The organism is Agrobacterium sp. 5Ca39, from assembly GCF_055382365.1.
Window position 1 is genome coordinate 1,030,096 of sequence record NZ_AP026436.1, and the last position, 18,782, is coordinate 1,048,877.

Consider the following 18,782-nt stretch of genomic DNA (forward strand, 5'->3'; position numbering starts at 1 on the left):
CGTCAGGCCTTTGCGCGTAGATCCATCGTCAATTCGCCGATTCCGGCGATCTCCTCTTCATGTGCCGCGTCACGCCAGGTCTCCTTCAGTCCCGCCTCATACCATTCGCGCATGGAAGGCAGAGCGAGCAGTCGCTCACAATAGGCTTTTGCCGCAGGAGAAAGGTCTGCGCCATACGTCTGGAAACGGAGTGCCACAGGGCAGTAGAAGGCATCCACCGCCGTGAACTTCTGACCGGCGAGATAGGGACCGCCGAAATTCGACAGGCCCTCGCTCCACAACGCATCGACACGCTTTATATCCGCCGCAAGCCCGGCATCGCTGACGTTCGGTCTGACACGAACGCCAACGGACATGGGGTAGAGATTGCGAAGGGACGAAAATCCCGCATGCATTTCGCTTGCTGCCGACCGCGACCAGGCTCTCGCATGCTTGTCGCTTGCCCATACCCCTTGATGACGTTCGGCAAGATATTCGGCGATCGAGAGTGACTCCCAAATCGTCACGCCATCATCGACGAGGCAAGGCACCTTGCCAGTTGGGGAAAAGGTGGAGAATGACACGCCTTCACCAAACGGGACGAGTTTCTCCTCGAAGGCGATACCGAGCGTGCGCATCAGGACCCATGGCCTCAGCGACCAGGAGGAGTAATTCTTGTTGGCGATATAAAGATCGTACATTGCGGGTCTCCTGATTGTGAAGCGGGTTTTTATACCAGCGGCCCGGCCCGGAATATCGCAAAGAATCCATCGCTCCCATAACGCCAATTGATGGGTGGGGCGCCATCCCTGCCGACGTCCTCTGGCAAAGCCGCCTTCGCCGCCATTAAAAAGAAAAGGCGCATCACTCGAGTGGAATGACGCGCCGTTCATCTTGAAGGCCTGATTTATCGCTCATCGACCGCTCCGGCCTTATCCGGACCGGCAGCAGCATCAATGATACCGGCGGATCAGCCCTACCAGCTTGCCCTGGATTTTAACCCGATCAGGTCCGAAAATGCGGGTCTCATAGGCAGGGTTTGCTGCTTCAAGTGCGATCGAAGCGCCTTTGCGACGGAAGCGCTTCAGCGTCGCTTCCTCGTCATCCACCAGCGCCACGATGATATCGCCGGGATTGGCGGTGTTACCGTTGCGAATGATGACGGTATCGCCATCGAAGATGCCGGCCTCGATCATCGAATCGCCCTTGACCTCGAGCGCGTAATGTTCGCCCGAGCCAAGCATGTCCACCGGAACCGCCACGTCATGCGTATTGTTCTGAATGGCTGAGATCGGCACACCGGCAGCGATCCGGCCCATGACGGGCACGGTTGCCACGCCTGCTATATCGTTCGCAGGCGCCTTTGGGGCAGGGGCGGGCTCTGGCATCTTGGGCTTGCCGAGGCTGCCTTCAATAACGCTCGGCGAGAAGCCCCGTTGCGGCCTCGCACCGGGCACATAGGCCTCCGGCAGCTTGATCACTTCAAGCGCTCGCGCCCTGTTAGGTAGCCGGCGAATGAACCCTCGCTCTTCCAGAGCGGTGATCAGCCGGTGGATGCCGGATTTGGAGGCAAGATCGAGTGCGTCCTTCATTTCATCGAAGGAGGGCGGCACGCCGGACTCTTTCATTCTTTCATGAATGAAGAGAAGCAATTCCTGCTGTTTGCGCGTGAGCATGAGGAAAACACCCTTGAGAATCGTCGTTGAAGTCGCGAAACAAATACAGAACGAACACTATATGTTCCATATGTGTTCCGCAATCCCCTAAAATTTCGTGAAGGATGCGTCTCTGATCGTGATTTGATCTTAGGGACAACGCCGAAGCGGGAAACGATGACTGACGGGCGGGATGCCGTCGCTTTCTTGAACTCCAGCCTTTGCCGATACCGGAATCGACGCGCAGGCCGGTCATTTGCATTCCCGGCGCTCTTCGTGCTTTTGTCAGCTTCAATACCCGGCATCTGCGCCGGGCGCGTCAAAAAGGCAAGATTTATGGCTGACAGGCATCGCGTCGATCATCTCGTTCTGCCCGCTCGGGACCTTGCGGTAGCGGCCGCGCGGCTCAAGGTCCTTGGCTTTACGGTCGCGCCACAGGCTCTCCATCCGTTCGGCACGGAGAATGCCTGTGTGTTCTTCAGGGATGGCACCTATCTGGAGCCTCTGACAATTGCTGACCGGGTCAGCTATATCGCGTCGGTCGAGAGAGGCGATGTTTTCACCGGCAGGGATCAGGCATTCCGGCGATCGTACGGACAGGAAGGTTTTTCTGCCCTTGTGGCCTCCACTGCTGACGCTCGTGCCGATCACCGGAGATTCGTGGCGTCCGGCGTATCGGCCGGCGAGGTCTTCGAATTTTCGCGGCCCATGCAAATGCCGGACGGATCGTCAGGCGAGGCGGCGTTCCGGCTTGCTTTCGCGGCAAGCGGATCGGCTGCGGATTTCTTCCTCTTCAGTTGTCAACGCCTGCAGGCACTGCCGGGGGACCGTGCTGCACTGGAACGTCACCAGAACGGAGTTCTGGGCCTTCGCGAGATCGTGCTGTGTTCCGGTACGCGGAGTGACACCCACTTGATAGAAACGGTTTTCGGCTGCAACGGCGTTGTGTCTCCGGATGGTGATGTCGTTTTCGAAACCGGCAATGCAAGGGTGAGGCTGAGTGAAAGACCCGCCCTTTCTGGCGTCGACCCGAAGGCTGCGGGAAAAAACGGTGAGGGCCTGCGCGGCATGGGCGTCGTCTTTTCCGTTGACGATCTTGCCGTGACAGCGACGGTACTTGCTGCTAATGGCGTGTCCAGCGCAGAAGCGGGCGGCCGTCTGGTGGTGCCCGCAGCACCCGGACAGGGCGTCGATTTCGCCTTCGAGGAAAAAAGATGAGCGTCACGAACAATCTCAAAGTCACCGCCGGCCAGGGCGCCAGCAAGGTTTCCTTTTGCAATAGCGAGCGTTTTTCACTGATCGCCGGCCCCTGCCAGATGGAAAGCCGGGAGCACGCCTTCATGATTGCGGGTGTCTTGAAGGAGCTTTGTGACGGGCTCGGAATCGGCCTCGTTTACAAGTCATCCTTCGACAAGGCGAACCGCACCTCGCTTTCCGGCAAGCGTGGCATCGGTCTGGACAGTGCCATGCAGGTCTTTGCCGATCTCAAGAAGGAATTCGGCTTTCCGGTCCTGACCGACATTCACACCGAAGAACAGTGCGCCATCGTTTCCGAAGTGGTGGATGTGCTGCAGATCCCGGCCTTCCTCAGCCGTCAGACCGATCTTCTCGTTGCCGCCGCAAAAACCGGCCGAGTCATCAATGTCAAGAAAGGCCAGTTCCTGGCGCCATGGGACATGAAGAACGTGCTCGCCAAACTGAATGAAAGCGGCAACCCCAATGTGCTGCTGTGCGAACGCGGCGCGTCCTTCGGCTACAATACGCTGGTCTCCGACATGCGTTCTCTGCCGATCATGGCATCCCTCGGCGCACCTGTTGTCTTCGACGCCACCCACTCGGTGCAGCAGCCGGGCGGGCAGGGCGGTTCCACCGGCGGTCAGCGGGAATTTGTCGAAACGCTGTCTCGCGCAGCTGTCGCCGTTGGTGTCGCAGGCCTCTTCATCGAGACCCATGAGGACCCGGACAATGCGCCTTCTGACGGCCCGAACATGGTTCACCTGAAGGATATGCCGAAACTGCTCGAAAAGCTGCTGGCCTTCGACGCCATCGCGAAAGCCTGAGCGGCGGGCGCGGTGCCGTGCCAATCGATTTTAAATGGCGGTGGTTCCCTTTCTACGGCCTGCCGTCATTGTAATTTCTTCGCCATCGTCTAAGACAGGCGACGGAAAATATCTGTTCCATTCCCAAGGGAGAGACCATGACTGCCATTACCGATATCATCGCGCGCGAAATCCTCGACAGCCGCGGCAACCCGACCGTTGAAGTCGATGTGTACCTCGAAGACGGCTCCATGGGCCGTGCCGCCGTTCCTTCGGGCGCCTCCACCGGCGCGCATGAGGCGGTTGAGCTGCGTGATGGCGGCAAGCGTTATCTCGGCAAGGGCGTGGAAAAGGCCGTTGAAGCCGTCAACACCGAAATCTTCGACGCCATCGGCGGCTTCGATGCTGAAAACCAGATCCAGATCGACCAGATGATGATCGCGCTGGACGGCACGCCGAACAAGTCGCGCATTGGCGCCAACGCCATTCTCGGCGTGTCGCTCGCCATCGCCAAGGCTGCTGCCGAAGCCTCCGGCCTGCCGCTCTACCGTTATGTCGGCGGCCCGAACGCGCATCTGCTGCCGGTTCCGATGATGAACATCATCAACGGCGGGGCCCACGCCGACAACCCGATCGACTTCCAGGAATTCATGATCCTGCCGGTTGGCGCAGAAAACATCCGCGAAGCCGTGCGCATGGGTTCGGAAGTGTTCCACACGCTGAAGAAAGAACTGTCCGCGCAGGGCCACAACACCAATGTCGGCGATGAAGGCGGTTTCGCTCCCGGTCTCGAAAGCGCGCCTGCCGCGCTCGATTTCATCATGAAGTCGATCGAAAAGGCCGGTTACCGTCCGGGCGAAGACATGTATGTCGGCCTCGACTGTGCATCGACCGAATTCTTCAAAAACGGCAAATACGTTCTCGAGGGTGAAGGCCGCACGCTGGAATCGGGCGCCATGGCTGAATACCTTGCTGACCTCGTTGCCAAGTACCCGATCATTTCCATCGAAGACGGGATGGCTGAAGACGACTGGGACGGCTGGAAGACATTGACCGATCTCATCGGCAATAAGTGCCAGCTGGTCGGCGACGATCTCTTCGTCACCAACTCCGCGCGTCTTCGCGACGGCATCAAGATGGGCGTCGCCAACTCCATCCTCGTCAAGGTCAACCAGATCGGTTCGCTTTCCGAGACGCTGGACGCGGTCGAAACCGCCCACAAGGCCGGCTACACCGCCGTCATGTCGCACCGTTCGGGCGAGACCGAAGATTCGACCATCGCCGATCTCGCAGTTGCCACGAACTGCGGTCAGATCAAGACCGGCTCGCTTGCCCGTTCCGACCGGCTCGCAAAGTATAACCAGCTGATCCGTATCGAGGAAATGCTCGGCCCCCAGGCTGCTTACGCCGGCCGTTCAATCCTGCGCGGTTAATTTGCGTTCGGGTTTCTGGGCCCGCTGTCTTGCGGGCATAGGTGGTGAAAAACGCATCTACATATGAGATGTCATCCTCGGGCTTGACCCGAGGATCCACCACGGTACGTTTTTGGATCCTCGCCTCAAGGGCGAGGATGACGGTGGGGAGGGCAGGTCCCCCGCCAATCCAGCCCGCCCTCCGGCGGGCTTTTTCATGCCCAATTGCCGATTGGAATTTAAGGTCAACGGATAGTTAAACAATCCGCTCTAGTCTCAGACTCACGTTACGCGTTTTGAGGCATCTCTCCGGCATGTGGACCAGGCATCATAAAAAGAGACGATTCGGTCGGCTGATCGTTCCAGCCATTACCATCGCTTTTCTTTCCTACTTCGGTTATCATTCGATCCATGGCGATTTCGGCCTTCAGGCAACGGAGCGGCTGGAACGGCAGCGTATTACCCGGACGGCGGAGCTTGCAAAGCTGACACAGGCGCGCGTGGCGCTGGAGCGTCAGGTGGAACTGTTGAGTGACGGTTCGCTTGAACGGGACATGATCGACGAGATTTCCCGGTACCAGCTGAACATGTCCCGAACGGACGAAATCGTCATCATGAACACATATTTCTGATTAACCGAGATTAGGTTAATTCAACATTTTTGATTTATTCACAGCATCTTAGCGTGAATATGTGCCATGCGTTTAAAGCATTGCTGCATGGCGCTTTCTTGCATATGGTACGCGCCACTCTATCCATTCAAACGGCAACTCAGGGAGGGATGAATGGCGCCGCGAAAATCAGCGACCGTATCCGGCCGCAAGACAACGGCAAAGTCCGCAACCGAATTCACCGGCAAGAACAGCCCCGACTTCTCGAAGGAAGAAGAGCTTCACGCCTATCGTGAAATGCTTTTGATCCGCCGTTTTGAAGAAAAGGCCGGCCAGCTCTATGGCATGGGCTTCATCGGTGGTTTCTGTCACCTCTATATCGGCCAGGAAGCTGTCGTCGTTGGCATGCAGATGGCTCAGAAAGAGGGCGACCAGGTCATCACCGCCTATCGCGACCATGGTCACATGCTCGCCTGCGGCATGAGCGCCCGTGGCGTCATGGCCGAACTGACCGGCCGCAAGGGCGGTCTGTCGAAAGGCAAGGGCGGCTCCATGCACATGTTCTCGAAAGAGAAGCATTTTTATGGCGGTCACGGCATCGTCGGCGCCCAGGTGTCGCTCGGCACCGGCCTCGCATTCGCCAACCGCTATCGCGGTAACGACAACGTCTCCGTGACCTACTTCGGTGACGGCGCGGCGAACCAGGGCCAGGTCTATGAGAGCTTCAACATGGCCGCTCTCTGGAAGTTGCCGATCATCTATATCGTCGAAAACAACCGTTATGCCATGGGCACCTCGACCGCCCGCGCCACCGCCCAGTCGAACTATTCGCTGCGTGGCCAGTCCTTCGGCATTCCAGGCATTCAGGTGGATGGCATGGATGTGCGCGCCGTCAAGGCGGCGGCCGATCAGGCGCTTGAACATTGCCGTTCCGGCAAGGGTCCGATCATTCTGGAAATGCTGACCTACCGTTACCGCGGTCACTCCATGTCCGACCCGGCGAAATACCGTTCCAAGGACGAAGTGCAGAAGATGCGTTCGGAACACGATCCGATCGAGCAGGTGAAAGCACGCCTTCTGGAGCAGGGCTGGGCCAGCGAAGACGAACTCAAGGCCATCGACAAGGATGTCCGTGATATCGTTGCCGACAGCGCCGACTTCGCCCAGAACGACCCCGAGCCGGATGCGTCCGAGCTCTACACCGACATTCTGCTCTGATCGGGAAAGGGAAACCCATGCCTGTAGAAATTCTTATGCCCGCCCTTTCCCCGACCATGGAGGAAGGCACGCTTTCCAAATGGCTTAAAAAGGAAGGCGACAAGGTCACCTCCGGCGACGTCATCGCGGAAATCGAAACCGACAAGGCGACCATGGAAGTGGAAGCCGTGGATGAAGGCGTCATCGGCAAGCTGCTGATCGATGCAGGCACCGAAGGCGTCAAGGTCAACACCCCGATCGCCGTGCTCATCCAGGAAGGCGAAAGCGCCGACGACATCTCTTCCTCTGCCAAGAAGGAAGAGCCGAAGGCCGAAGCTGCCAATTCCGGTTCTGATGCCGCTGGCGGCAAGACCCGCGAAGCGACCGAAGAGCCGAGCGCTTCCAAGGAAGCCGCGAAGGTTCCGGCAGCGCCCAAGATCGACGTTGCCGCTGACCCGGACATTCCGGAAGGCACCGAAATGGTGATGACGACGGTGCGTGAAGCGCTGCGTGACGCCATGGCCGAAGAAATGCGCGCCGATGAAAAAGTCTTCATCATGGGTGAAGAAGTCGCCGAATATCAGGGCGCCTACAAGATTACCCAGGGCCTGCTGCAGGAATTCGGCGAGCGCCGCGTCATCGACACCCCGATCACCGAACACGGCTTTGCCGGCATCGGCGTCGGCGCAGCCATGACCGGCCTGAAGCCGATCGTCGAATTCATGACCTTCAACTTCGCCATGCAGGCGATCGACCAGATCGTCAACTCGGCAGCGAAGACCCTGTACATGTCGGGCGGCCAGATGGGCGCGCCGATGGTGTTCCGTGGTCCTTCGGGTGCTGCTGCCCGCGTTGCGGCCCAGCACTCGCAATGTTACGCCGCATGGTACAGCCATATTCCGGGCCTCAAGGTCGTCATGCCCTATACGGCTGCCGATGCGAAGGGTCTTTTGAAGGCCGCCATCCGCGATCCGAACCCGGTCATCTTCCTCGAGAACGAAATTCTCTACGGCCAGAGCTTCGAAGTGCCGAAGCTCGATGATTTCGTGCTGCCGATCGGCAAGGCGCGCATTCATCGCAAGGGCAAGGACGCAACCATCGTTTCCTTCGGCATCGGCATGACCTATGCGGTGAAGGCTGTTGCGGAACTCGAAAAGCTCGGCATCGACGTCGAACTGATCGACCTGCGGACCATCCGCCCGATGGACCTGCCGACCGTTATCGAATCGGTGAAAAAGACAGGCCGTCTCGTCACTGTCGAAGAAGGCTTCCCGCAGTCATCGGTCGGTGACTTCATCTCCAACCAGGTCCAGCGCGCTGCTTTCGATTATCTCGACGCGCCGATCCTGACGATTGCCGGCAAGGACGTTCCGATGCCTTATGCGGCCAATCTGGAGAAGCTGGCGCTTCCGAATGTCGATGAAGTCGTCCAGACCGTCAAAACCGTCTGCTACAAGTAAGGGGAGGCGTTTCGATGCCTATCAACATCACCATGCCTGCCCTTTCTCCGACGATGGAAGAGGGCAATCTGGCCAAGTGGCTGGTCAAGGAAGGCGACAAGGTCGCACCCGGTGACGTGATCGCCGAGATCGAGACCGATAAGGCGACCATGGAAGTGGAAGCCGTCGACGAGGGCACCGTCGCCAAGCTTGTCGTTCCGGCCGGCACGGAAGCCGTAAAGGTCAACGCCCTCATCGCAATCCTCGCCGCCGATGGCGAAGATGTGGCCGAGGCGGCAAAGGGCGGCGATGCCGCTCCCGCCAAGGCTGAGGCAAAGACGGAGGCCCCCAAGCAGGACGCCGTCAAGGCGGAAGCGCCGAAGGAAGAGGCTGCCCCGGCGAAGGCTGAAAAGCCGGTTGCCGACCAGCCCGCTGCCTCGTCCACGCCAGCGCCGGTTTCCAAGTCCGGCGAGCGCATCTTCGCTTCGCCGTTGGCACGTCGTCTCGCCAAGGAAGCCGGTCTCGACCTTTCGGCCGTTTCCGGTTCCGGCCCGCATGGCCGTATCGTCAAGACCGACGTCGAAAAAGCTGCGGCTTCCGGCGGTGCAAAGGCTGCTCCCGCCGCTGCTGCATCCGCAGGCACACCGGCTCCGGCGCTTGCCAAGGGCCAGTCGGACGAAGCCGTTCTCAAGCTGTTCGAAGAGGGCTCCTACGAGCTCGTGCCGCATGACGGCATGCGCAAGGTCATTGCCAAGCGTCTGGTCGAATCCAAGCAGACCGTTCCGCATTTCTACGTTTCGGTCGATTGCGAACTGGATACGCTTCTGGCGCTGCGCGCCCAGCTCAACGCCGCAGCCCCTGAAAAGGACGGCAAGCCGGCCTACAAGCTGTCGGTCAACGACATGGTCATCAAGGCGCTGGCGCTGGCCCTTCGTGACGTGCCTGACGCCAACGTTTCCTGGACGGAGAGCGCCATGGTCAAGCACAAGCATTCGGATGTCGGCGTCGCCGTTTCCATTCCGGGTGGCCTGATCACGCCGATCATCCGCAAGGCCGAACAGAAGTCGCTCTCCACCATCTCCAACGAGATGAAGGACTACGGCAAGCGCGCGAAAGAGCGCAAGCTGAAGCCCGAGGAATATCAGGGTGGCACGACCGCCGTGTCCAACATGGGTATGATGGGCGTGAAAAGCTTCTCCGCCGTCATCAACCCGCCACATGCCACCATCCTGGCGGTCGGCGCGGGTGAAGAACGCGCTGTCGTCAAGAATGGCGAGATCAAGATCGCCAACGTCATGACGGTCACGCTCTCCACCGACCACCGTTGCGTCGATGGCGCGCTCGGAGCCGAACTGATCGGCGCCTTCAAGCGCTACATCGAGAACCCGATGGGCATGCTGGTTTGATCGGAGAGTAAGATGGTGAAGTCGGTCCTCTGCTTTGGCGATTCTCTCACCTGGGGATCAAATGCGGAAACGGGTGGCCGGCACAGCCATGACGATCTTTGGCCGAGCGTCTTGCAGAAGGCGCTCGGTCCTGACGTGCATGTGATTCACGAAGGTCTGGGTGGTCGCACCACCGCCTATGACGACAACACCGCCGATTGCGACCGCAACGGCGCGCGGGTTCTTCCGACGTTGTTGCACAGCCATGCGCCGCTGGATCTGGTGATTATAATGCTCGGCACCAACGACCTGAAGCCGTCAATCCACGGATCGGCGATCGTTGCCATGAAGGGTGTCGAAAGGCTGGTGAAGCTCACGCGCAACCACATCTGGCAGGTGCCGGACTGGGAGGCGCCTGACGTGCTGATCGTCGCACCGCCGCAGCTGTGTGAGACGGCCAATCCGTTCATGGGCGCGATCTTTCGCGATGCGATCGATGAATCGGCGATGCTGGCGTCCGTTTACCGGGATCTGGCCGACGAGCTTGATTGCGGCTTTTTCGATGCGGGTTCCGTCGCCCGAACGACGCCGGTGGATGGCGTTCATCTCGATGCTGAAAATACGCGGGCCATCGGGCGGGGGCTGGAGCCCGTCGTCCGCATGATGCTCGGACTTTAAGAACAATTCCCGGTCGTGGCGCTGCTCGCGACCCGATAGGACAAGGCAGGATTTCCAATGGCTCAATCATATGACGTCATCATCATCGGTTCGGGACCGGGCGGTTACATTGCCGCGATCCGCGCAGCCCAGCTCGGCATGAAGGTTGCCGTCGTGGAGCGTGAGCATCTGGCCGGCATCTGCTCCAACTGGGGCTGCATTCCCACCAAGGCGCTGCTGCGCACAGCCGATGTCATGCACACCGCCACCCACGCCAAGGAGTACGGCCTGACGCTGGAAGGCTCGATCAAGCCTGACGTCAAGGCAATCGTGGCGCGCTCGCGCGGCATTGCAGCCCGCATGAACAATGGCGTCGGTTTCCTGTTCAAGAAGAACAAGGTCGATATCATCTGGGGTGAAGCCAAGATCACCAAGCCGGGCGAAATCGTGGTCGGCAAGTCCACCAAGCCGGTGGTGCAGCCGCAGGGTCCGGTTCCGAAGAACACGCTGGGCGAGGGTACTTATACAGCCAAGCACATCATCGTCGCCACGGGCGCCCGCCCGCGCGCGCTGCCCGGCATTGAGCCCGATGGCAAGCTGATCTGGACCTATTTCGAGGCAATGAAGCCGGAAGAAATGCCGAAGTCGCTGCTCGTCATGGGCTCCGGCGCGATTGGCATCGAATTCGCCAGCTTCTACCGCACCATGGGCGTGGACGTGACCGTTGTCGAAATCATGAGCCAGGTCATGCCTGTCGAAGATGCGGAAATCTCCACCTTCGCCAAGAAGCAACTCGAAAAGCAGGGCATGAAGATCCATCTGGAAACCAAGGTTTCCAAGGTGGAAAAGGGCGCAAACTCCGTCACCGCGACGCTGGAGAAGAAGGACGGTTCTTCCGAAGAGATCACGGCTGATCGCATGATCTCTGCCGTTGGGGTCGTTGCCAATATCGAAGGCATCGGCCTCGAAGCTGCCGGCGTGAAGACCGATCGCGGCTTCATCGTCATCGACGGTTACGGCAAGACCAACGTTCCCGGCATCTACGCCATCGGCGATGTCGCAGGTCCGCCGCTGCTTGCCCACAAGGCGGAGCACGAGGCTGTCATCTGCGTCGAAAAGATCGCCGGTCTGCCGAATGTTCACCCGATGGACAAACTGAAGATTCCCGGCTGCACCTATTGCAACCCGCAGGTCGCTTCTGTCGGTCTCACCGAAGCCAAGGCCAAGGAACAGGGCCGCGATATCCGCGTCGGCCGCTTCTCCTTTGCGGCGAACGGCAAGGCTGTCGCGCTGGGTGAAGATCAGGGCATGGTCAAGACCATCTTCGACAAGAAGACCGGCGAGCTGCTCGGCGCGCATATGGTCGGGGCGGAAGTGACCGAACTCATTCAGGGCTTTGTCGTCGCTATGAATCTGGAGACGACAGAAGAAGATTTGATGCACACGATCTTCCCGCATCCGACCATTTCGGAATCGATGAAGGAAAGCGTGCTCGATGCCTATGGACGTGTGCTGAACGCATAAGTGCCGCGTGATGCCCGGCATTGTCTAACCATGCCGGGTGTCCCATATGTCTCGATACAGCCTTAAGGCGGGCTGTTATTTCAGGGAGCGTGGGAATGGAAAGTGTAGGCTGGATTGCAGCAATCATCATCGGCGGTCTCGCCGGCTGGCTTGCCGGCAAGCTCATGGACATGCGTTTCGGCATTTTCATGAACATTGTCCTTGGCATTGTCGGTTCGGTGGTCGCTGTTGCGGTGCTGCGAACCTTCGATGTTTTCGTGCAGGATAGCAGGCTCGGTTATTTCGTTACCGCCTTCATCGGCGCAAGCCTGTTGCTGTTCGTGGCTAAGCTCGTGCGGCGCTGACAACGCGTCGTGACCGGAAGGGGCTTACGCTTTTTCTGGAATTGTTCTAAAGCATCGCACCAAAGATGTCTGGATCGCCAAGGGCGATGGAAGCAGGTTTTTATGGTCACTATTCTCGACAGGACGTCGTCTGACGAAAAGCGTATCCGCCACCCGGAAAAGGCGCACAAGCCTGATACCGAGGTGATGCGCAAGCCCGAATGGATCCGCGTCAAGGCGCCGACCTCCAAGGGTTACCACGAGACGCGAGAACTGGTGCGCAGCCACAAGCTGGTGACCGTGTGCGAGGAAGCCGGCTGTCCGAATATCGGCGAGTGCTGGGACAAGAAGCACGCGACCTTCATGATCATGGGTGAAATATGCACCCGTGCCTGCGCCTTCTGCAACGTCGCGACCGGCAAGCCCAATCCGCTCGACATGAATGAGCCGGAAAATGTCGCCAAGGCCGTCAAGCAGATGGGACTTTCCCACGTCGTCATCACCTCCGTCGACCGTGACGATCTCGCCGATGGCGGTGCTGAACATTTCGAAAAGGTGATCTGGGCGATCCGCGCAGCCTCTCCCACGACCACAATCGAAATCCTCACGCCCGACTTCCTGAAGAAGCCCGGCGCGCTGGAACGTGTCGTTGCCGCAAAGCCCGACGTCTTCAACCATAATCTGGAAACGGTTCCGGGCAACTACCTCACGGTCCGCCCGGGTGCGCGCTATTTCCACTCGGTGCGCCTTCTGCAACGGGTGAAGGAACTCGATCCGACCATGTTCACCAAGTCGGGCATCATGGTTGGCCTCGGTGAAGAGCGCAATGAAGTGCTGCAGCTGATGGACGATCTGCGCAGCGCTGACGTCGACTTCCTGACCATCGGCCAGTACCTGCAGCCCACCCGCAAGCACCACAAGGTCGAGGCTTTCGTGACGCCGGAGGAATTCAAGTCCTACGAGACGGTGGCTTACACCAAGGGCTTCCTGATGGTTTCGTCGAGCCCGCTGACCCGTTCTTCCCACCATGCCGGTGACGATTTCGAACGCCTGCGTGCGGCACGCGAAAAGAAGTTGCTGGCGGCTGCGGAGTAAGCGACGCAAAGGTTCGTCAATACGGCATTGAGATTTGAAGTCTTCATGTTATCACCATCGTCATGCTCGGGCCTGCCCCGAGCATCTGCAACCTATGGAAATGACAATGGGTGACTAGATCCTTGGGATATTCCCGAGGATGACGGTGCGTGAGACGCGGCGCCGTGGATCAATGCAATCGTCTGTTTTTGGCCTTCAGGCCGATCACGCCGCAACCTTTTCAGGCCTGTGCGCCCGCATGCAGAGCACGACGCTCAGCACGACCGAGCAGATCGCCAGGACCTCGACCAGCGTCGGGCCACGCCCTTCCCAGAGAAAGCCGTAAAGCAGCGCAAACAGCGTTTCAAACAGGATCATCTGCCCAACCATGGTAAGCGGCAGCATGCGGCTCATACGGTTCCAGAAGGCATTGCCGAGGATGGACGCGGTGAAGCCGAGCCCGGCGGCGATGGCGGCGAAATACAGCCAGTCGCCCGTGCTGTGGCTTTCTCCACCCAGTGCGAAGGCGGGGATGGCGAGCGCCAGCGCAAGCCCGCCGGTCACTAAACCCGTCATCATGTTCCAGTCATCGGCGCTCACATCGTGAAGGCGCGACAGCCAGCGGGCATTGCCTACGGCGAAAGCCGTCCATGAAGCCAGCGCCCCGAGCGCGCAGGCAAGGCCGATGACACGAGAAATATCCAGACCCGCATCGTTTTCCGTCAGCGACTGCCATGAGATGCCGAGAATGCCTATCGCGCCGAAGGCAAGCGACGGCCACAGCCGCTTCAGCGATACGGCGCCGTGGTCGCGGCTGCCGATGATGGTAACGGCAACAGGCAGGAAGCCGATGATGATTGAGGTGAAGGCGACGCCGCTCAATTTCACCGCGGTCGAGATGAAAACATAGTAGGCGATGTTGCCGATCAAGCTCAGCCAGCCGAGCGCCAACCATTCGCGCGCGCCAAACCGCGCCGACACTTGTTTGAGGCGTGGCCCGATGATGACCAGCGAAATCAGCCCATAGGTCAGGTAGCGCGCCGTGGAAAGCTGCAGGGCGGAAAAATCCGGCACGAGTTTCGGAGCGAGAAATATCCCGCCCCAGAGCGCACCCGCCATTATGCCGTAAAAAACACCGAGACCAGTCCTGTTCATGTCCATCACATCCGCATTCACATTTGTCAGCGATGTGCCACAGGCGGTTGCGGCTGTCTTGACAAAAACTCCTGACGAATGTGAGCGTTCTAATGAATGCCGTGGCGGCGGCGATACGCGGCGGGGGTCTCTCCCACCGCAAGGCGCATGGCTCGTGTCAGCGCCGTCTGGTCGGAAAAACCGGCCCTGAGGGCGATTTCGGAAATCGGCATGACGGAGTTGCTGAGCAGGGCGCACACCTTCTCCATGCGCAACCCGGAAAGCCACCGATGCGGCGGAACACCGAATTCTTCGAGAAACAGCGCATGCAGGCGGCTGTCGCTGAGCGTCATGCAAGAGGCCAGCATCTCGATCGTCCAGGGAAAGAAGGGCTCGGCCCTCACGACCCCGCTCAGCTTTCGCAGGCGCTGGCGCACATCGCCCTTCTTGTTGGCAAGGCTGTCAACCAGCAGCGGCGCCCAAATGGCGGCAATATCGTCACGGCGTCCATCCGTTCCAACCAGGCTGCGCATATAGGCGATTAATTGACGTGTCTCAGGCGCAATATAGAGGAAGGGCGCGTGAGCGAATTTTTCAAGCGTCTGTTCGGGAATCACGCATTCATCGATATCCACCACCAGCGAATGATTGATGGCCGTGGCTTCCTGGGTATGTGGAAGATCGCGGTGGATAAAGACGCCGCGCCCGATGGACAACTCATCTTGCCGTCCTGCCACATCGATACGCAGGCAGCCGGAGACCGGCAGAACGATTTGAACGAATGCGTGTCGCTCCTTCGGTCTTTCCTGTCTGTAGGTTCTGATGTCGGCTGATGCGGCTGTCATGACGCTGTCGTTTCCATTGGGCAAAGAAACGGCCGCCTGGAAAAGCGGCCGGTTTCATTGGGTGATTATGACATTGTCTTGAAGATTGGGCCAGCCGGCTTTATCGGTCGGCCAGGCGCCGGCAATTAACAGTCTTCCTTGGCGGTCGATTCGCCGCGCTTGCGCTTGCGCAGAACCGGCTTGTTTTCTCTCGCCTCGCATTTGGCGACGTCGATCAGATAGGCGAGCACAGGCATGCCGTTCATCGATGCAAGCTGTTTGGCGGATTCGAGAAGGTTGATGATGTTGGAAAAATCGTCCATCGGCTCACTCAGTGGCTCAAAGCGGTTATGTATCGGGTCTGAACCCAAGGATGAATAGGCTGGGCGAAATAGGGAGCTTCCAGCGCCGTTGCATCCAATGGGTGTAATATTAGTCGCAAATAAATAGCAATCCCCCGCAAGGGGTTGCAATAGTCAATTTTCCGTAACTGCCATGCGCCACCCGGATATCGATTGAAAGCGATCGCCAGACGGCAGAGGGACGCGTAGCGCTCGAATGGGGCTCAGAATATGCCGAACTACCTCGAAAAGACGGATGATGCGGCCGCCATCATCGCTGGCGCGCGCCGCATCATGATCGTCGGCTGTTCCGGCGGTGGCAAGTCCACGCTCTCGCGCAAGCTCGTGCGGCGCTTTGGACTGGAATATATCTCGATGGACCGGGAGATTTTCTGGCTGCCGGGCTGGCAACTGCGCCCGCGTGCGGAACAGCGTGAAAGGATCGCGGACTTCGTTGCCGGCGAGCGGTGGTTGATGGATGGCAGCAATCCCTCGTCGTTTGATCTGCGTCTGCCGAGAACCGATATCGTGATCTGGGTTCGCATGCCGCGCTGGCTCTGTCTCTGGGGTGCCATCAGCCGAATCGTGAAAGGCTACGGCAAGGCGCGACCGGAAATGGCGCAGGGCTGCCCTGAGCGACTGGACCGCGAATTCCTGCGCTATATCTGGAATTTCGAGCGGCGACACGCACCACTTTTCGAGCAGAATTTCGATCTCTATGGGCCGGACGTGCCGGTATGGCAGCTGAAAAGCCGAAAACAACTCCGCCGCCTTCTTGATCTTCTGCACATCGAGGATTAACTGCCGCTCATGCCCAAGTTCGAAACGCATCGTTTTGTAAAACACTCGCCGGACCGCATGTACGACCTCGTCGCCGATGTGGAGAAGTATCCGCAGTTCCTGCCCTTATGCGAAGCACTTACCGTGCGCTCCCGCAAGGAGCGCGATGGCAAGACGCTGCTGGTGGCGGATATGACCGTGGGTTACAAGGCCATTCGCGAGACCTTCACCACGCAGGTTCTGCTCAATCCCGCGGAACGGGCCATCGACGTCAAATATATCGACGGGCCATTCAAATATCTCGACAATCGCTGGCGTTTCGATGCTGCCGAGGGCGGCTCCAACGTGCATTTCTTCATCGAATACGAGTTCAAGAACCGCCTCTTGGGCGCAGTCATGGGGTCCATGTTCGACCGTGCCTTCCGCATGTTCGCAGAAGCTTTCGAGACCCGCGCCGATAAGATCTACACCAATCCCGCCTGACGGAGGGCGATCAGCATCTCGAGCGCCGTCCTGACCGTTGCAAGACGGATGTCCGTACGGCCGATCTCGCCATAATGCATTTCCTGATGCAGGCTCCGGCCGTGACGGGCCTTGGCGGCCAGATGAACGAGACCCACCGGCTTTTCGGCGGATCCACCCCCCGGACCAGCAATGCCGGTAACGGCAACCGCGAAATCGGCGCGTGACCGGAACAGGGCGCCGTGCGCCATCTGCAGTGCGGTTTGCCGCGAGACCGCGCCAAAGCCCGTCAGCGTTTCAGCGCCAACGCCAAGCATGTCCATCTTGGCCTCGTTCGTATAGGTGACAAAACCGCGGTCGACCACCGCCGAGGAGCCCGAAATCTCCGTCAACGCACCCGCGATCAGGCCGCCCGTGCAGCTTTCCGCGGTCGAGACCATGAGACCGTCTGCTGCAAAATCAGCAATGATCTGCCGTGCGAGCCCTTCAATATCCGCTGGAAACAGGCTCATAGCGGTCTGCCCTTGTAAACGACCGTGGCGGTGGCGATTGCTGCGATCCCCTCCCTGCGACCAACGAAGCCGATGGTTTCATTGGTCGTCGCCTTCACCGAGCAACGCTCCAGCGAGATGCCGAGCATGTCGGAGAGCGCTTCCCGCATGGCCTGCCGATGCGGCCCGATGCGCGGCGCTTCGGCGATCAGCGAGACATCGGCATTCATGATCGTGCCGCCATTGTCGCGCACCACTTTCGCCGCGTGCTCCAGAAATATGCGGGAAGGAGCTCCTTTCCATTGCGGATCGGAAGGAGGGAAATGGTCACCGATGTCGCCGGCGCCGCAGGTCGCCAGCAAGGCATCCGTCAGCGCATGCAGCGCAACATCCGCATCCGAATGACCCTTGAGCTTCTGATCATGCTCGATGAATATGCCGCACAGCGTCACGCCTTCGCCGGGCTCCAGCTGGTGTACGTCGTAGCCGTTCCCGGTGCGCACGTCCGGCATTGCATGAGAGAGCTTTTCATCGGCCATGGCGATATCCCGCTTGAGAGTGAGTTTCACATTATCGACCGAACCTTCGGTCAATGTTACTGCCAGACCCGCCCATTCGGCAATCGACGCGTCATCGGTAAAATCCGATTTTCCCGAGGCGGCAGCAGCGCGATGCGCGGCGAGGATGTCGGCATAGTCGAAACTCTGTGGGGTCTGTGCGGCATAAAGGCCCTGTCTCGAAACCGTGTCGGTGACACGATTGCCCGCGCCGCGTTTCAGCGTGTCAGTGACGGGCAGGGCGGGTAGAACACCGCCCGCGCCCTCCCGGTGCAGGGCGACAATACGTTCAAGCATATCGACGGAAACGAAAGGCCGCACCGCGTCGTGGATCATCACGTGGCTCAGGCCGTGGCGGGAAAGCGCCTCCAGTCCGGCCAGAACAGACTGCTGCCGCGTCACGCCGCCAATAACCGTGGTGACGCGCTCCCCGGCATCAAGTCGCTGGAGAACCGGAGTGAGCAGCGCCGTATCGTCCGCATGGCGCACGACGACGATATGGGAAGCGTTCTTCCACTGGAGGAACGTCGACAGAGTGTGCTCGATCACAGCCTTGCCGCCGATCGGACGATATTGTTTCGGACCCTCCTCGGGAGAGCCGGCTCTTTCCCCGCGTCCCGCGGCCACGATGACGATGCCGAGTTTCATAGTACGTTCCTGCATTGGTCGTATGCTTTGCGTGCAACCCTTCGTGGTTGACAGTCATGCTCTAGCGTTTCAAAACCCCGATGGCCAGCCCGATAAGGCGGGCATCAGCCCCGCAAAGCGCAGGAGATGACGTTGCTGCGCCTTCGAAGCTGCACAATTTGCCGCCGACAGCAAAACAGGCAGGCAGCCGCTCAGCAAATAAAAGGTGCAACCTTCTAAAAGTGCTTGGCAACTGCGCAAACACTGTCTA

The 18,782-nt window shown here is 59.3% G+C and carries 20 protein-coding genes; 13 read left to right on the top strand and 7 right to left on the bottom strand.

Going from position 1 to position 18,782, the window contains the following annotated elements:
* Positions 1-2: 2 nt before the first annotated feature.
* Together ACZ47E_RS05035 and lexA are read right to left on the bottom strand one after the other, a co-directional pair.
* The gene (locus ACZ47E_RS05035) at positions 3-680 is read right to left on the bottom strand and encodes a glutathione S-transferase family protein (RefSeq protein WP_464016904.1); all 678 of its coding nucleotides are present in this window, start codon (positions 678-680) and stop codon (positions 3-5) included.
* 252 nt (positions 681-932) lie between these two features.
* Positions 933-1,655: a transcriptional repressor LexA gene (gene lexA, locus ACZ47E_RS05040; protein WP_278067410.1), complete on the bottom strand. Its 723-nt coding sequence runs from the start codon at positions 1,653-1,655 to the stop codon at positions 933-935.
* 315 nt (positions 1,656-1,970) lie between these two features.
* On the opposite strand from lexA, the gene ACZ47E_RS05045 reads away from it, so the two are divergent.
* The 11 genes from ACZ47E_RS05045 (at position 1,971) to lipA (ending at position 13,316) form a co-directional block, all read left to right on the top strand.
* Positions 1,971-2,852, top strand: coding sequence for a VOC family protein (locus ACZ47E_RS05045; protein WP_278067411.1), 882 nt, complete (start codon positions 1,971-1,973; stop codon positions 2,850-2,852).
* On the top strand, positions 2,849-3,694 hold the full coding sequence (gene kdsA, locus ACZ47E_RS05050; RefSeq protein WP_153775503.1) for a 3-deoxy-8-phosphooctulonate synthase: 846 nt from the start codon (positions 2,849-2,851) through the stop codon (positions 3,692-3,694). Before ACZ47E_RS05045 ends, kdsA begins: the two co-directional genes overlap by 4 nt.
* Before the next feature lie 137 nt (positions 3,695-3,831).
* The gene (gene eno / locus ACZ47E_RS05055; RefSeq protein ID WP_022556098.1) at positions 3,832-5,106 is read left to right on the top strand and encodes a phosphopyruvate hydratase; all 1,275 of its coding nucleotides are present in this window, start codon (positions 3,832-3,834) and stop codon (positions 5,104-5,106) included.
* A gap of 293 nt (positions 5,107-5,399) precedes the next feature.
* Positions 5,400-5,717, top strand: a complete 318-nt coding sequence (locus ACZ47E_RS05060; RefSeq protein WP_004441601.1) for an FtsB family cell division protein — start codon at positions 5,400-5,402, stop codon at positions 5,715-5,717.
* Between the two features lie 153 nt (positions 5,718-5,870).
* Positions 5,871-6,914, top strand: coding sequence for a pyruvate dehydrogenase (acetyl-transferring) E1 component subunit alpha (gene pdhA / locus ACZ47E_RS05065; protein WP_004441604.1), 1,044 nt, complete (start codon positions 5,871-5,873; stop codon positions 6,912-6,914).
* A gap of 17 nt (positions 6,915-6,931) precedes the next feature.
* Positions 6,932-8,353: a pyruvate dehydrogenase complex E1 component subunit beta gene (locus ACZ47E_RS05070; RefSeq protein ID WP_464016905.1), complete on the top strand. Its 1,422-nt coding sequence runs from the start codon at positions 6,932-6,934 to the stop codon at positions 8,351-8,353.
* A gap of 14 nt (positions 8,354-8,367) precedes the next feature.
* Positions 8,368-9,738 carry a pyruvate dehydrogenase complex dihydrolipoamide acetyltransferase gene (locus ACZ47E_RS05075; protein WP_107339704.1) on the top strand — a complete coding sequence of 457 codons (1,371 nt, stop codon included), beginning with the start codon at positions 8,368-8,370 and terminating at the stop codon, positions 9,736-9,738.
* Positions 9,739-9,750: 12 nt separating this feature from the next.
* Positions 9,751-10,395 carry an SGNH/GDSL hydrolase family protein gene (locus tag ACZ47E_RS05080; protein ID WP_006697549.1) on the top strand — a complete coding sequence of 215 codons (645 nt, stop codon included), beginning with the start codon at positions 9,751-9,753 and terminating at the stop codon, positions 10,393-10,395.
* Between the two features lie 57 nt (positions 10,396-10,452).
* Positions 10,453-11,898 carry a dihydrolipoyl dehydrogenase gene (gene lpdA / locus ACZ47E_RS05085; RefSeq protein ID WP_278067412.1) on the top strand — a complete coding sequence of 482 codons (1,446 nt, stop codon included), beginning with the start codon at positions 10,453-10,455 and terminating at the stop codon, positions 11,896-11,898.
* Positions 11,899-11,993: 95 nt separating this feature from the next.
* Positions 11,994-12,242 carry a GlsB/YeaQ/YmgE family stress response membrane protein gene (locus ACZ47E_RS05090; protein WP_004441618.1) on the top strand — a complete coding sequence of 83 codons (249 nt, stop codon included), beginning with the start codon at positions 11,994-11,996 and terminating at the stop codon, positions 12,240-12,242.
* A 102-nt stretch (positions 12,243-12,344) separates the two neighbouring features.
* Entirely contained in the window at positions 12,345-13,316 is a 972-nt protein-coding gene (gene lipA / locus ACZ47E_RS05095; protein ID WP_004441621.1) for a lipoyl synthase, read from the top strand.
* 204 nt (positions 13,317-13,520) lie between these two features.
* Here the strand turns inward: lipA and ACZ47E_RS05100 are convergent, their stop codons facing one another.
* The 3 genes from ACZ47E_RS05100 to ACZ47E_RS05110 form a co-directional block, all read right to left on the bottom strand.
* On the bottom strand, positions 13,521-14,450 hold the full coding sequence (locus ACZ47E_RS05100; protein WP_278067413.1) for a DMT family transporter: 930 nt from the start codon (positions 14,448-14,450) through the stop codon (positions 13,521-13,523).
* An 89-nt stretch (positions 14,451-14,539) separates the two neighbouring features.
* Positions 14,540-15,274: a helix-turn-helix transcriptional regulator gene (locus tag ACZ47E_RS05105; protein WP_107339702.1), complete on the bottom strand. Its 735-nt coding sequence runs from the start codon at positions 15,272-15,274 to the stop codon at positions 14,540-14,542.
* 125 nt (positions 15,275-15,399) lie between these two features.
* Positions 15,400-15,576, bottom strand: a complete 177-nt coding sequence (locus ACZ47E_RS05110; protein ID WP_003496171.1) for a hypothetical protein — start codon at positions 15,574-15,576, stop codon at positions 15,400-15,402.
* A gap of 249 nt (positions 15,577-15,825) precedes the next feature.
* Between ACZ47E_RS05110 and ACZ47E_RS05115 the strand changes: the two genes are divergently transcribed.
* Together ACZ47E_RS05115 and ACZ47E_RS05120 are read left to right on the top strand one after the other, a co-directional pair.
* Positions 15,826-16,395 carry a P-loop NTPase family protein gene (locus ACZ47E_RS05115; RefSeq protein ID WP_278067414.1) on the top strand — a complete coding sequence of 190 codons (570 nt, stop codon included), beginning with the start codon at positions 15,826-15,828 and terminating at the stop codon, positions 16,393-16,395.
* A 9-nt stretch (positions 16,396-16,404) separates the two neighbouring features.
* Positions 16,405-16,857 (top strand): type II toxin-antitoxin system RatA family toxin, encoded by a 453-nt coding sequence (locus ACZ47E_RS05120; RefSeq protein ID WP_004441633.1) that lies wholly within the window; start codon positions 16,405-16,407, stop codon positions 16,855-16,857.
* Here ACZ47E_RS05120 and ACZ47E_RS05125 read toward each other — a convergent pair.
* Positions 16,839-17,348 carry a CinA family protein gene (locus tag ACZ47E_RS05125; RefSeq protein ID WP_004441636.1) on the bottom strand — a complete coding sequence of 170 codons (510 nt, stop codon included), beginning with the start codon at positions 17,346-17,348 and terminating at the stop codon, positions 16,839-16,841. The genes ACZ47E_RS05120 and ACZ47E_RS05125 overlap by 19 nt on opposite strands.
* Complete coding sequence (locus ACZ47E_RS05130; protein ID WP_278067511.1) at positions 17,345-18,532, bottom strand: bifunctional 2-C-methyl-D-erythritol 4-phosphate cytidylyltransferase/2-C-methyl-D-erythritol 2,4-cyclodiphosphate synthase; 1,188 nt, start codon at positions 18,530-18,532, stop codon at positions 17,345-17,347. The genes ACZ47E_RS05125 and ACZ47E_RS05130 overlap by 4 nt, the downstream gene beginning before the upstream one ends.
* Between the last annotated feature and the right edge of the window lie 250 nt (positions 18,533-18,782).